Origin of the sequence: Stenotrophomonas sp. 59, from assembly GCF_030291095.1 — a bacterium.
Lineage (GTDB): Bacteria > Pseudomonadota > Gammaproteobacteria > Xanthomonadales > Xanthomonadaceae > Stenotrophomonas > Stenotrophomonas maltophilia_Q.
Genome location: NZ_CP127408.1, coordinates 4270249 through 4284220 on the forward strand (window position 1 = coordinate 4270249; position 13972 = coordinate 4284220).

The window sequence follows — 13972 nt, forward strand, 5'->3', positions numbered from 1 at the left end:
GGGCACTGGATGCGGGGAACGGCAGGATGAGCGCGGCAGGCAAGGCGTTGTGGTACATCGAAACCCATGCGGATCGACCGCTGGCACTGGCCGATATCGCCGCTGCGGCGGGACTGTCGCCGTTCCACCTGTCGCGCCTGTTCCAGGCCCGAACCGGCACGTCGGTGGTGCGCTACCTGCGTGGACGGCGCCTGACCGCTGCCGCGCAGCGGCTGGCCGACGGGGCGGATGACATCCTGCAGGTGGCGCTGGGTGCGGGCTACACCACCCATGCAGCGTTCACCCGTGCCTTCAGCGAACAGTTCGGACAGACACCAGAACGGGTACGCGAGCAGGGCACCCATGGTCTGGCACTGGTGCACGCGATCCGCGTGGATGATGCGCCAGCTCCCTGCTGTGAAGCGCCCCGCCTGCTCGACACGCCCGCCTTCCAGCTGGTGGGCATCGGCATGCGACATACCCGCGATAGTGCCGGCGCAATACCCGGACAGTGGGCACAGCTCAACCGCGAGTGGCCGACGCCGGCGCCGATCAGTTTCGGCGTGTGCTGCAACAGCGACGATGACGGCGGCTTCGACTACATCGCCGCCCTGCCGGTGGGTTCGCTTCGCGCCGTGCCCACGCATTGGCAACGCGTGGACGTGCCCGCACGGCGCTATCTGGTGGCCTGGCATGGTGGGCATATCTCGGCCATCCGCTCGACCTGGTTCTGGCTGCTGGACCACTACCTGCCAGGCTCCGGCCTGAGCCTGGCCGACGCACCGGACCTGGAACGCTATGACACCCGCTTCGATGAGCACACCGGCAACGGCGGCGTGGAGATCTGGTTGCCGGTGGACGAGCGTCCCTGCTGACATGGACTTGAAGATGCGTATGAACACCGCGATTGTCGGGCTGCTGCTGATGGCATCGGCGCTGTCCGCCCGCGCAGACGGCAGCTGGACGGCCGGCGAGCGCCATGGCACCACCACCGTGGCCAGCGCCAGCGTGCGCGATGCGCAGCACGGCGACACCCTGCGCTACACGGTGTGGTACCCGGCGCCGGCCGCGAGCCGGGAAACCGCACTCCCCATCGGCCCGCCCGCAGCGCCGCTGTTCGATGTCGGCCGCTCGGCGTTGGAGGCGCCGCTCGCCGGCACTCGCCTGCCGACGCTGCTGCTGTCGCACGGCAACGGCGGCAGTGCACGCATGATGGGCTGGTTGGGCACGGCGCTGGCGCGGGACGGTTATCTGGTGATCGCGGTCGATCATCCTGGCAACAACGGCGCCGACGAGATGACGCTGACCGGCAGCACGCTGAGCTGGCTGCGCGCGGATGACCTGCGCGCTGCGCTGGCCGCGGTGCAGGCCGATCCGATTCTGGGCCGGCACGTCGATCCTGCGCGGCTGGGTGTGGTCGGCTTCTCGGCCGGTGGCTATACCGCGCTGCTGGCCGCCGGTGCACGGCCCAACCTGCAACGGCTGCTGGCGTTCTGCACCGCACACCCCGATGACGGCGTCTGCCAGCCGCAGCAGGAGGCCGCCACGCACACGATGCAGGCGCGCCTGGCCGCTGCGGCTTCGCCCGCGCTTGCCCCCTGGATCGCCGAAGCTGACGCACAGCGCGCGATTCCCGGCGTACGTGCCGTGTTCCTGCTGGCGCCCGCCATCGTGCAGGCGTTCGCGCCCGCACAACTGTCCGCGTTGCAGCAGCCGGTGTCGATCATGTTGGGCGAGGCTGACACGATTGCGCCGCCGGAAACCAATGGTGCGGCCGCACAGGCGCAGATCCCGCACGCCACGCTGCAACGCCTGCCGGACGTGGGTCACTACGACTTCCTGGCGGCCTGTACCGCTGTCGGTGCGCAGAGGCTGCCCGAGCTATGCAACACGTCTGCCCCCAGGGCGAGAACCCACCAGGAGGCGGTGGATGCAGCCGTGCGATTCTTCGCAGACGCATTGCGCTAGTGGTCGCCGGGCATGGCCCGGCGCTACAGTGGTCGCGTCCACGGAGGAACGATCATGCGCCTGCTGCACCTTGTCCTGCCGGTCTCCGATGTCGATGCCGTCGCCGCCTACCTCCACGATGTGCTGCAGCAACGCGTGGTCGGCAACCATGTGCACAGCGGCTGGAGCACGATTGAACTGCAGCCCGCTGAAGGACGTCCGCTCGGTGGCGTGCACCTGGCGTTCAACGTGCCGGACAACCGCTTCGGCGAGGCGATGACCTGGTTGCGCGAGCGCACACCGTTGCAATGCAACCCGGCCGGACTGGACTACTTCGCGCTGGAGAGCAGCTGGCAGTCGCAGTCGGTGTACTTCACCGGCCCCGATGGCCTGATCCTGGAACTGATCGGTCGCCGCCGCCTGCCGGCCAGCACGCGCGAAGGCGTGTTCCATGGCAGCGAGCTGGTCTGCCTGAGCGAAGTCGGCCTGCCCAGCCACGATGTCGACGCCGTGCGCGAACAGGCCAGCCAGCACTTCGGCCTGCAGCCGATCAGCCCACCCTCGCCGCAGTTCGCGCCGATGGGCGACGACGAAGGCCTGCTGATCGTGGTGGCGGCGGATCGACGCTGGTTCCCCGAGCAGAAGGACCTGCCCAATGCACGGGGGCTGACGCTGCAGGTGGGCGACGTGACAGGCCGCGGGGAACTCCGCGACGACGCACAGGGCTGGCAGGTAGCCGCGATCTGACGCGGCGCGCTACGGCGCGGACGGGTTGTGCGCCACTTCGATCCGCGCGTGCAGCGCCTGCAGCTGCGCGGCCGCCTGGTTGAACACCTGCAGATCGGCGTCCACCAGGGCCGTCCAGTCAGGCGTGTGCCCCAGCAGCTGTGCCACCTGTTCGTTCGGCGCGCGGTCGAAGCCTTCGCCAAGCACGGCGAGATAGCGCTCACGGAATCCTTCCGGGTCACGCTGGTCCTGCACATAGAACTGCACCGCCAGCAACCCCGCATACAGGTAGTTCACCAGATAGTTCGGGTCGTCATACATCAGGCGCTTGGCGATCCAGCTGTTGCGCAGCTGCGGGTAGCGCTCCGGTTGCTGGCCGAAGCGTGCCAGCACCTGGCCGGTCAGCTCATCCAGATCGTCGGCGGTGCCCAGCGTGCTGTTGGCCACGCCCTGGTAGATCGACTGCTCCAGCTGCGCCTCCTCCGATGAGGTGAACAGCTGCATCACCATGTCGTCCAGCAGCGACTTCAGGTAGTAGGCCTTTGCACGCGGATCCTGTGCCTGCTGGTACAGCTGGTCGCGGAAACGCAGCTCGTTGTAGATGGCGAACGCCTCGGTCAGCCATGGGCTGCCATTGCGCTGCAACGGCGAGGCATGGCCACGCTGCATCCACTCGCCGTGCAGGGCATGGCCGGCTTCATGGGCGATCTCGACATCGCTTTCCAGATCCCCGCTGCGCACACCAACGAACAACATCGCCGGCACACCGGGAGCGCTCACCGAGAACGCGTCCTGGCTGCGGTCACCGCGTTCGGTGGCCAGATCCATGCGCTGGTTGGCCGGATCGAGCAGCGCGCGCAGTTCGGCGACGTACGCAGGCCCCAGATGCAGCATGGCGTCGGCAGCGGTGTCGCGCAGCTGCGCCAGCGTCAGCACCGGCGGCGCGTAACCGGCATCGGGCACCGTGGCATCCCAGAGCTGCGGCACGTCGATGCCTGATCGCGCGGCGTGGCGCAGCAGCATGTCCTGGTAGGCGCGTCGATCTCCTGCATGGTGTTCGATCGCCAGCAACGTGGCGTCTACTGTCGATGCATCCAGGCCCATGTGCTGATAGCCACGTGCCGGCGCTGGACCGTCGCCCTGCAGGCGCGAGGCCGCGTCGTTCACCTGCACCAGGCCCAGCAGCACCGAGGCCATCGGTTCGCGGCGCGATTGCAGGCCTTGCCAGTAGCCCTTCCAGCCCGCCTCGCGCAAGGCGCGGTCAGGCTGCCGGGCCAGTGCCTGCCTGTCGCGCCCCGTGTCCCAGTGCTGGCCGCCGCGCTCGATCTGCGGGTACTCGGCCGTGCGCAGGATCTGCCCGCGCAGGCGCGCGAAACTGTCCAGCGCCGGATCAGCCAATGCATCCACCGCCTCTTCCAGCGTGGCATTGGCTGGGGCGGCGGCCTCCTTCAATGCGCGCGTGCGCAGGAAGGCATACGGTGCGGACCAGGCCGCGTCCGCAGGTGCCTCGCGCAGCGCGGCGCGACCGGTGCGGGCAATGCGGCTGCACAGCGCCATCACCTGGTCCAGCGCCTGTGCCGGACGATGATCGCGCGCGTTGCGGGCGGCCTGCAGGTGCAGGTAGCTGTGATGGCGCAGGCACTGCGCCTCCATGACCTCGGCCTGCTGGAAACGTTCCGCGGGTGCGATGCCCGCAGCGTGCTGCAGGGCCTCCAGCTGCCTGCCCAACGCATCACGCGCGGTCTGTTCGGCTGCTGCGCTGGCGAAGTAGGCGCGATCGTCGGCGTGCAGCGGCTGCGCATGCAGGCCGGTGAAGGGCACCATCGCCAGCAGTGCGGCAATGGCGGTGGTGCTACGCATCCTGCGAATCTGCATCGGCCTCTCCCTGCCTGGGTCAGGCCTCGAGCCTAGCAGCCGCTCCCCTATCCTGCCTGTGCCGAGTGAGGCATCAGATCGACTCATCCTCGCGCTTGACCAGCGTCCAGCACGGCGCCTGCGCGAAGGTGTAGGTCTGCTGGTCACTGCTGTCCGGGGTGCGGATCTGCACCTGGCGCTGCCCATCGGCCAGTGTGTTGACCTGCAGCTCGCGGCCCTGCCCGGCCAGTGCGGCGGGATCCGGCATCACCGGCCACTCGACATCGGCCAGCGCCAGCCGGCTTTCCACCTTGCGTGGCTCCGGCTCGGCCTCGGCATCGATATAGCTGTCCAGCAGCGGGTCGGCGGTGGCCTTTTCCTGCAGCGTGATCTCGTTGCCGAAATGCTTCAGGAAGGCATCGAAGTCCGGGTAGGGGCATTCGCTGCGCGCGGGCACCGGAGCCGGCGTGATCACCGCAGGCGTAGTGGCCGGCGCCGGCACAGCAGGTGCGGCGGCGGTGGGTGTGGTCTGGGGCGCAGGTGCGCACGCAACCAGCGTCACGCTGCAGGCGAGCATCAGCACGGCAGGGGAACGGTATCGACGCATGGGCTCATCCTGAATCCGGTCCGGTCGCTCCATGCTACCGCTCACCCTACAATTCCGGCATTCCGCCTGTCCGAGATGCCCATGCGCCGCCTCCTTCTCCTGTTCGGCCTGCTGCTGCCTGCACTGTGGCCCGCGCATGCCATGGCCGTCGATGTCCGCGAAGGCGACCTGCTGTTCGTCACTGCCGGCCATAGCGGCCTGAGCGCGGCCATCGACGATGCCACCGGCAAGCAGGGGTCGACCAGCTTCGACCATGTGGCCCTGGTGGCCTCGGCGCCGAAGGGCTGGGAGGTGCTGCACGCGGACGAGAAGGGATCGCGCCGGCAGTCGCTGGCCGAGTTCCAGCAGGAAGCCCAAGCCAAGCAGCGGCAGATCGTGGTCTATCGCCTGCGCGCGCCGCAGCGGGACGCGATCAAGGACGCGGTCGCCAGCGCGCGCACGATGCTGGGCAAGCCCTACAACACGTCGTATGTGTTGAACGAGGACAGCTACTACTGCTCGGACTTCATCGAACGCGCCTTCCGCGCGCATCACGTGTTCGCGCTGCAGCCGATGAACTTCCGTAATCCGCAGACTGGAGAGATCGCCCAGCACTGGGTCGACCTGTACCGTGGGATGGGCATGGACGTGCCGCAGGACCAGCCTGGCACCAATCCCAACGATATGTCGGCGGCACCGGTACTGCAGCGCATCGGCGTGCTGGAATAGGCGAAGCCCCGCACAAGGCGGGGCTTCACCGGTCACACCGCGTGTGCGGCGAGGTCATTCTTCTTCGTCGTGGCCGCCCTGCTGCTGGTTGCGCTCTTTGCGCTGCTGATCCTGCTGCTGTTGCTGCTGCTGGTCACGGCGTCCCTGCTGCTGATCCTGCTGGTTCTGCTGGCCCGGCTGCTTCTGGTTCGGGTTCTGGTTCTGCTGTGCCATGTCCGTTCTCCGAAAGCCACTCGCGGAATGCGGTGGACGCGGCCATCGTCTGCAGCGATTGGTTAATCACGCGTGGGTGGGCGGCTACATTCGTGTGTACGGCTGTGAATGAACGCGCCCGGCCCCTTGCGGCACAAGCCTCTGAAGGATTCATGTGGGTTCGGCATGTGCTCATGCCGTGGTCAGTGAGACGCGCATTCATGGCATCCGCTGGCGGAAACACGCGCTGAACGAGGCTGGCTCGCCTGCCCGCGCAGGAAAGCCAGCCCTGCATTCAGGGCATCACCGGTGGCACATAGGCCAGCGTCATGCCCAGCAGCCACAGCAGGCCCAGCACCAGCGGAATGTGCACCAGCAGCTGGATGAACGTGAAGCCGACGATGTCACGTGCCTTCAGGCCGAGCACGCCCAGCAGCGGCAGCATCCAGAACGGATTGATCAGGTTCGGCAGCGCTTCGGCGGCGTTGTAGACCTGCACCGCCCAGCCCAGGTGCGCCTTCAGTTCGTTGGCGGCCTGCATCACGTACGGTGCCTCGATGATCCACTTGCCGCCACCAGAGGGCACGAAGAAGCCCAGTACCGCCGAATAGACACCCATCACCAGCGCGAAGGTATCGGTGCTGGCCACGTGCACGAACAGGCTAGACAGCCGGTGCGCCAGCGTCTGCCCATCACCGCCAGCAGCATGGGTGAGGATCATCGCGATGCCACCGTACAGCGGGAACTGGATCAGCACGCCGGTGGTGCTGGGCACCGCCTTGGCCACCGCGTTGAGGAAGCTGCGCGGGCGCCAGTGCAACAGCAGGCCCAGCGAAATGAACAGGAAGTTGTAGGTGTTGAGATTGGCGATGGCGGTGACCACCGGCTTGTTGGCGAACTCGTTGAACAGCCAGCCGAACGCCAGCAGCGAAAGCAGCACGGTCAGCAGCGGGCTGTATTCCAGCCACTCGCCCGGGCGCGTGCGGCGCTGCAGCGGCTCCGGCTCGGCCTGCGCGGCGCCCGGGAAATCCTCGGCAGTACGCGCACTGGCGGCGGCCGGCGCGGTCAGCCAGGCGATCAGCAGCGAGACCAGGATCAGCACCGCGGTCAGCGCGATCGACTGCCACAGGAAAATGGTTTCGGTGAACGGCAGTACGCCGGTGATCTCGACCAGCCCCGGCGGCATGCTGGCGGGGTTGGCCTGCAGCTGCGCGGCCGACGAACTCAGGCCCATCGCCCACACCGCGCCCAGTCCCAGATAGGCCGAAGCACCGGCCGCGCGGTAGTCCATGCGCAGCTCGGTGCGGCGTGCCAGCGCGCGCACCAGCAGGCCGCCGAACACCAGCGAGAAACCCCAGCTGAGCAGCGAGGCGAGCATGCTGACCAGGCCCACGTACACCACCGCACCGCGGCCGGTGCGCGGTACCCGGGCCAGGAAGTCGATGAAGCGCGCGACCACCGGTGCGGTCGCCACGGCGTAGCCACCGATGACCACGAAGGCCATCTGCATGGTGAAGGGGATCAGGCTCCAGAAGCCGTCACCGAAGGCGCTGGCGGTGGCCTGCGGAGTCGAACCGAAGCCCATCGCGGCAAGTGCGACGATGACCACGCCGAGCACCGCGAACACATACGCATCGGGGAACCATTTTTCCGCCCAGGCGGCCGAGCGCAGCGCTGCACGCGCCATCCAGCCGTCCTGTACTGCTGCCGTCGAGGCCATCGCCTACCCTCCCAGGTTCGATGGCCCGATTCTGGGCGGTGGGATGCGGGCTGTCTGCCACCTATTGGTCGTAGGTGGCGGATGGCGGTAGTGCCGGCCGCTGGCCGGCAACCTCGGGATGGCATGCGTGTGCAGCCGGCCAGCGGCCGGCTCTACCGTGCCTTGGGCTCAACGCAGCGCCAGGTCCACGGCAATGCCGGCAAACAGCGCGGCACCCACCCAGTTGTTGTGCAGGAACGCCTTGAAGCACGGGCCGCGCTCGCGGTTGCGGCAGATCCAGAACTCGTAGACCACCAGCGCGGTGGCCACGGCCACGCCGGCCAGGTAGTAGCCGCCCAGCCCGCCGCGCACGCCGACCAGCGCCATTGTGGCCAGGAACAGCGCGTACAGCACGCCCTGGATGACCAGGTCCAGGTCGCCGAACAGGATCGCGGTGGAGTGCGAGCCCATCTTCAGGTCGTCCTCGCGGTCGACCATGGCATACCAGGTGTCGTACGCGGTGGACCACAGGATGTTGCCGGCATACAGCAGCCAGCCCAGCATCGGCACTTCGCCCTGCACGGCGGCAAACGCCATCGGGATGCCCCAGCCGAACGACATGCCCAGGTAGACCTGCGGCAGATGGGTGTAGCGCTTCAGGTACGGATAGCTGGCGGCCAGGAACACACCGATGAAGCTCAGGCCGATGGTCAGCCCGTTCAGGGTCAGCACCAGGCCGAACGCCACCAGCATCAGTACCGCGAACAGGGCGAGCGCGGCGCGGCCACTGATCGCGCCGGTGGCCAGCGGACGCGCCTTGGTGCGTTCCACATGCGGGTCGAGCCAGCGGTCGGCATAGTCGTTGATGACGCATCCGGCCGAGCGGGTCAGCCACACGCCGGCGGTGAACACGAACAGCGTCCACAGCGGCGGCAGGCCGCCCGCGGCCAGCCACAACGCCCACCAGGTGGGCCACAGCAGCAGCAGCGTGCCGATCGGGCGATCAGCGCGCATCAGACTCCAGTAATGCCGCCAACGCGGCGTCGCCGGCGACTGCGGCGAAATGAGGGGGGTATCAGCCATGGCGATAGGATACTCCTGCCCCTCCGGCAGGGCTTTGCCCGTGGGGGGAGATTTGTTCGGCGAAACTGGATAGAATGCCGGTCCCGCACCGCCTCATGGCGCTGCGATGCCCGCCCCGGCACTGGTCGGTGGCGCGGCGGTTCTACAACGCGCCCGTAGCTCAGCCGGATAGAGTAGTGGCTTCCGAAGCCATTGGTCGGGGGTTCGAATCCCTCCGGGCGCGCCATTTTTCCCTGCTCCACCCCGTCCCTGCACCTAGGGCATGCGTCGAGCGTAGCTTCGATTCGGATCCGGTGTGGCGCGCACGATCGGACTTCGTGCGTGCCTGATCATGCCGGGCAACCAGCACAGCACCGACAGCAGGGCCAAGATCGCGGCCAGCCAGAACCATCGACCCAGGGTGTAGGCCCAGATCACGGGAAACACAGCCAGCATGGCGATGAACTGTGTGTACAGCAGATAGAACGTGTGCATGCCCAGACGTGGGTCCGAGCGCAGCACCACGCCACACCCGCGGCAGGTCGTCCTCGCTTGGCGTTTCCCTGCGGAGTGCAGTGGAAACCGCTGGCCTGCGGCGGCGCAGAGCGGGCAGGTGAAGGTCATCAATCGCATGCGCTGTCTGCCCTTGCACATCCTGATGGATGCCACAGCATACGGCGGATGCAGCAACGCCGGGCATGACCCGGCGTTGCCGTTGGTGCGCAGATCAGTATTTACCGTCGAACGCAAAGATCGGCTTGCGCTGCTTCCACGCGCCGGCGGTGAAGTCCGGGAACTCCAAGGTCTGGAAGCTGTTGGCGATCGACTGCTCGCTCAATGGGGTGATCGCGCTCCAGGTCACCGCGTCGTAGATGTCGATCGGCATCGGTGCCTTGGCCTTCAGCGCTTCAACGAAGGCGTGGATGACGAACCAGTCCATGCCACCGTGGCCGGCGCTGGCGGCGGTGTCGGCATTCTGCTTCCACAGCGGGTGCTCGTACTCGTCCTGGTACTTCTTGAACTCTTCCCACTGGTGCGGCGGGCTGCGGCCTTCGATGTGGATCGAATGGTTCACATCCATCCACAGGCCCTTGGTGCCCTGCACGCGGAAGCCCATCGAGTACGGTCGCGGCAGTGAAGTATCGTGCTGCAGCAGGATGGTTTCGCCGTTCTCGCAGGCCAGCGTGGTGGTCACGATGTCACCCAGCTTGAACTTCACCTTGGTGCTGGGGTGGGTGGTGCCGCCGCTCTTGGCCACGGTGTATTCGTGCAGGCCGCGTGCCTTGGTCGCGAAGGCATTGATGTGGGTGAAGCGGTTGCCACGGTTGATGCCGGTGTACATCGCGCACGGGCCGATGCCGTGGCTGGGGTACAGTTCGCCATTGCGCTCCACCGAATGCTCGGTGCGCCAACGTGCTTCGCTCCAGCCCTTGGGACCGAATTCCACGCCGCTGTCGTAGGGCTGGTTCGGGTCGCCGGAATTGAACTTCACGCCGCGCAGGTCGTGCTGGTAACCGGCCTGCAGATGCACCAGCTCGCCGAACAGGCCCTGGCGCACCATCTGCAGCGTGGCCATCACGTCGCGGCGGTAACAGACGTTCTCCAGCAGCATGTACGGGGTGCCCGTGCTCAGCTGGGTCTTCAGCACGTCCCAGTGGTCCTGCAGGGTGATGCCGGCCACCACTTCGCAGCCCACCGCCACCCCGGCCTGCATGGCGGCAATCGCCATCGGTGCGTGGTATTCCCACGGCGTGGCGATGATCACGCCATCGACGCCCTTCTGTTCCAGCAAGCGCTTCCAGGCGTTGGTATCGCGGTCCTGGCCGTAGGTCTTCGGGGCCGGCTTGCCGGCCTTGGCCACCATGTCCATGGCACGGCCGAGCATGATCGGTTCGATGTCGCACAGCGCGACCACCTCGACGTCGTCGCGGCGCACCAGCTCCTTCAGCAGCACCAGGCCACGCATGCCGGTACCGATCATGGCCAGGCGCACCTTTCGGCCACGCGCCCAGACCGGGGTCTGCGGCAGCAGGCTGCTGGCGGCGACAGCGGCACTGGCCGCGATGAATTCCCTACGCTTCATGGCAAACATCTCTCCTCTTGGCAGCGAGCCGGCCGTAGCCGGCCCGCCGGGTCACGCAAACGGGATTACTTGAAGCGGTAGCCGATGGTCACACTGTAACCACGGCCGAAGATGGTTGCGTAGTCACTGGAGTCACCCAGGAAGCTGTTCGGATCGTAGAACGGCAGGCGGTTGAACAGGTTCTTGACGGTGAAGCTGAGGTTCCAGGCATCATCCGGGCGCCAGGTGACGCTCATGTTGGCGGTCCACCACGACGGCGCACCATCACACTTGCTCTTCTGCAGGGCCAGGTAGCCGCCGGTGCAGGTTTCCTTGTTGTTGCTCACTTCATCGACCTGGTCGGTGGCCCACTTGGTGCCGCCCACGTAGTTGACGAACATGCTGGTGGTGACCTGCTTGTAGGTCCAGTCGGTATTGAGCGTGGCACGCAGGCGCGGGTTGTTGTAGTAGCCCACTACGTCGCCGTAGTACCAGCCGTTCTCCGCATCCATGTAGAAGCGGTTGCGGTTGGCAATGGTGGCGGCCAGGCCGATGTTCAGATTGCCCCAGTCGCCCAGCGAGAAGCGGCTGCGCGCATCGATGTCGAAGCCGTCGATCAGGGTCTTGCCGCGGTTCTTGTACTGGCCCACCACGCTGGCCACGTTGCCGGCCGAGTAGCCCGGCAGGTTCGCCGGGCAGCTCACGCCGCTGGCCGGGTCGGCGCACATCGCCGCCAGCTGCGCCAGATTGGCGCGGTCGCTGTCGGTGATCGGCGAGCGCGACATCGAGATGATGTCTTCCATGCGGCGATAGTCCGGCGCGACGATTTCATTGTTGCGGTAGATGAACCAGTAGTCAGCCGACACCGACAGCCAGTTCGCCGGCTCGTAGACGAAACCGAGGGTGGCGATCTTGGCCTTTTCCGGCTTCAGGTCCTTGTTCGGCTGGGTCATGCGCGCCACGGTGCGGCTGCAGTCCACGTTCAGCAGAGTCTTGCCCAGATCGACGTCACCCGGGCGCTGCGAGCGCAGCAGCAGGTTGGCGATGGCGTTGGTCTCGTTGCAGCGCAGCTCGTCGCGGAAGCCACCCAGCTGCGCGAACACGCCACCGTTGCCGGACTCGGCCAGGCTGGGTGCACGGAAGCCGGTGGAATAGGTACCGCGCAGCATCAGCTGGTCGAAGGCCTGGTACTTGAAGCCGATCTTCGGTGCCACGTTGGCGCTGAAGTTCGGGTACTTGTCCACGCGCACCGCCGCATCCAGTTCCAGCTTGTCGGTGATCGGCGCCACGGTCTCGGCGAACAGCGCGTAGGTGTTGCGCTTACCGTCGAACCAGGAGCCACCCTGCTGGGAGATCAGGCCGTTGGCCGCATCGGCGTTGCCCGGCGTGTAGAAGGTTTCGCGGCTGGCGTTGAAGCCGAAGGCCGCACGCATCTCGCCGGCCGGCAGCTGGAACAGCGGACCTTCGATCTTGCCGTCGAGGGTGTGCAGGCGGGTCCACGACTGGATGTCGAAGGTCGGGAACGCTTCTCGGATCAGTGCGGCGTTGGCTTCGCTGATCTCGCCGAACTTGTACGCCGGGTGGTCGGAGATGATCACGCGGCCGGTGCCCGGATCGATCGAGTACGGGCCGAACGCCTTCTCGAAGCCCTTGATGTTGACGTTGATCGTCTGGTACGTGGTGGAATGCGTACCCGCGCTGGCGAACGCGGTTTCCCAGTTCCAGTCACCGCGGTTGCCACGCGCACCGGCCAGCACGCGGTAGCTCTTGTCGGTATTGCGCTGGCCGAAGTAGTTCGGGCCGGCATCCTGCAACAGGTAGTTCAGGCCGACCACGCCGCCCATCATTGCCTTCATCTGCGGGCTGGCGTGGTTGTACTCGTTGTTCGGGCCCAGGAACGGGTACAGGAACTGGTTGACGGTGTTGCCGGTATTGCGCGAGAACCAGCTGGTGGGGTTGCCGGTGGTGGTGCCGTAGGTGCGCGGCGTACCGCCGTTGGCGCGCAGGTCGATATCGGTGTAGGTCGCCTCGGCGAAGATCTCGGTGCTGTCGCCCACCAGGAAGGTGCCGTTGAGGTAGGCGGTGTTGCGCTCGGATTTGGCGCCGGCATCGATCTCGTTGTTCATCCAGGTTTCCCAGACGCAACGCGGGCCGGCCGCTTCACTGGTCAGCACGTTCTTGCAGCCCGGCGCGGCTTCCTGCACGCGGCGGCCGGTGACCGGATCGAACGCGAAGTAGCTGCCCGGGTTGAACTCACCCGGCTTGCTGCCCACGCCCAGGCGCAGGTTGTTGAGGTAGTTCGGATTGTTGACGTAGTACTGCTCGGGCCGCTTGTCGTAGAAGTCGCTCAGCGGAATCGCGTCGCGGCGGTACATGTTCACCGCGCCGTAGATGTTGAAGCGGTTCTCGGCCAGGTCACCGAAGCCGGCGGTGATGCTGGCCTGGCGCTCGCCGTAGGAGTCGATGCGCGAGGAGGTGTCGTTGGTGAAGCTGACCTCGGCACCCTGGAAGTTGCGCTTGGTGATCACGTTGATCACGCCGGCCACCGCGTCGGTGCCGTACACCGCCGAGGCGCCGTCGGTCAGCACTTCCATGCGCTCGATGGCGGCGGCCGGGATCGCATCGATGTTGACGAACTGGGTCTGGAATCCGGCCGGTGCGCCGTAGTACGACAGGCGACGGCCGTTCAGCAGCACCAGCGTGCCCTGCGCACCGAGCCCGCGCAGGTTGGCCTGCGAAGCGCCATCGGAACCGGTGAACAGCGAACGCGCATCCTGCTGTGCCGGGCGTGCGGCGGGCAGGTTGTCGAGCACCTGCAGCAGCGTGCGCGCACCCATGTTCTGGATGTCCTGCTTGCTGATCACCTGCACCGGCGAGGCGGTTTCAACGTCGGTGCGGCGGATGTTCGAGCCGGTGACCTCGATGCGGGCCAGGTCGGTGGCCTTGTCCTTGCTCTCCTGGGCGAAGGCAGGAACGGCGACCGACAGCAGCACGCCGGCGATGGCCAGCGACAGCGGAGCGATCGAACGACAGGGGGGGCGGTGGTGGCGTGCGGGCAACATCGGGGTTCTCTCCTGGCAGGGGTGCAGCGCAATAAGTGAGCGCGTGGGCGTTCGGCGGGCAAAACGCTCCCGGG

The 13972-nt window shown here is 66.8% G+C and carries 12 protein-coding genes and 1 tRNA gene; 5 read left to right on the forward strand and 8 right to left on the reverse strand.

Translation table 11 applies throughout. From position 1 onward, the window contains the following. Nucleotides 1-26 precede the first annotated feature (26 nt). The 3 genes from QP552_RS19615 to QP552_RS19625 are packed head-to-tail and all read left to right on the forward strand — an operon-like array spanning nt 27 to nt 2673. Nucleotides 27-854, forward strand: coding sequence for an AraC family transcriptional regulator (locus QP552_RS19615; RefSeq protein WP_286074435.1), 828 nt, complete (start codon nt 27-29; stop codon nt 852-854). A gap of 13 nt (nt 855-867) precedes the next feature. Next, a complete protein-coding gene (locus tag QP552_RS19620) occupies nt 868-1947 on the forward strand; it encodes an alpha/beta fold hydrolase (protein WP_286074436.1) in 1080 nt (359 codons plus the stop codon). 54 nt (nt 1948-2001) lie between these two features. Continuing rightward, entirely contained in the window at nt 2002-2673 is a 672-nt protein-coding gene (locus tag QP552_RS19625) for a VOC family protein (RefSeq protein WP_286074437.1), read from the forward strand. 9 nt (nt 2674-2682) lie between these two features. Here the strand turns inward: QP552_RS19625 and QP552_RS19630 are convergent, their stop codons facing one another. Then, complete coding sequence (locus tag QP552_RS19630; protein ID WP_286074438.1) at nt 2683-4527, reverse strand: M3 family metallopeptidase; 1845 nt, start codon at nt 4525-4527, stop codon at nt 2683-2685. Between the two features lie 73 nt (nt 4528-4600). After that, complete coding sequence (locus tag QP552_RS19635; protein ID WP_286074439.1) at nt 4601-5113, reverse strand: hypothetical protein; 513 nt, start codon at nt 5111-5113, stop codon at nt 4601-4603. Between the two features lie 81 nt (nt 5114-5194). Here QP552_RS19635 and QP552_RS19640 point away from each other — a divergent pair, with 81 nt between their 5' ends. Beyond that, complete coding sequence (locus tag QP552_RS19640) at nt 5195-5821, forward strand: YiiX/YebB-like N1pC/P60 family cysteine hydrolase (protein WP_111112169.1); 627 nt, start codon at nt 5195-5197, stop codon at nt 5819-5821. Nucleotides 5822-5875: 54 nt separating this feature from the next. Here the strand turns inward: QP552_RS19640 and QP552_RS19645 are convergent, their stop codons facing one another. The 3 genes from QP552_RS19645 to ubiA form a co-directional block, all read right to left on the reverse strand. After that, entirely contained in the window at nt 5876-6034 is a 159-nt protein-coding gene (locus QP552_RS19645; protein ID WP_014038817.1) for a hypothetical protein, read from the reverse strand. Nucleotides 6035-6308: 274 nt separating this feature from the next. Next, nucleotides 6309-7733: a TIGR00366 family protein gene (locus QP552_RS19650; protein WP_180852542.1), complete on the reverse strand. Its 1425-nt coding sequence runs from the start codon at nt 7731-7733 to the stop codon at nt 6309-6311. Nucleotides 7734-7901: 168 nt separating this feature from the next. Further along, on the reverse strand, nt 7902-8795 hold the full coding sequence (gene ubiA / locus QP552_RS19655; protein ID WP_106550626.1) for a 4-hydroxybenzoate octaprenyltransferase: 894 nt from the start codon (nt 8793-8795) through the stop codon (nt 7902-7904). A 149-nt stretch (nt 8796-8944) separates the two neighbouring features. Here ubiA and QP552_RS19660 point away from each other — a divergent pair. Continuing rightward, nucleotides 8945-9021: transfer RNA gene (locus QP552_RS19660), tRNA-Arg, on the forward strand. 29 nt (nt 9022-9050) lie between these two features. Here the strand turns inward: QP552_RS19660 and QP552_RS19665 are convergent. From QP552_RS19665 to QP552_RS19675, 3 genes are all read right to left on the reverse strand, one after another. Further along, complete coding sequence (locus QP552_RS19665) at nt 9051-9407, reverse strand: hypothetical protein (RefSeq protein ID WP_286074442.1); 357 nt, start codon at nt 9405-9407, stop codon at nt 9051-9053. Between the two features lie 94 nt (nt 9408-9501). After that, complete coding sequence (locus tag QP552_RS19670; protein ID WP_286074444.1) at nt 9502-10857, reverse strand: Gfo/Idh/MocA family oxidoreductase; 1356 nt, start codon at nt 10855-10857, stop codon at nt 9502-9504. Nucleotides 10858-10922: 65 nt separating this feature from the next. Then, nucleotides 10923-13898: a TonB-dependent receptor gene (locus QP552_RS19675; protein ID WP_286074445.1), complete on the reverse strand. Its 2976-nt coding sequence runs from the start codon at nt 13896-13898 to the stop codon at nt 10923-10925. Between the last annotated feature and the right edge of the window lie 74 nt (nt 13899-13972).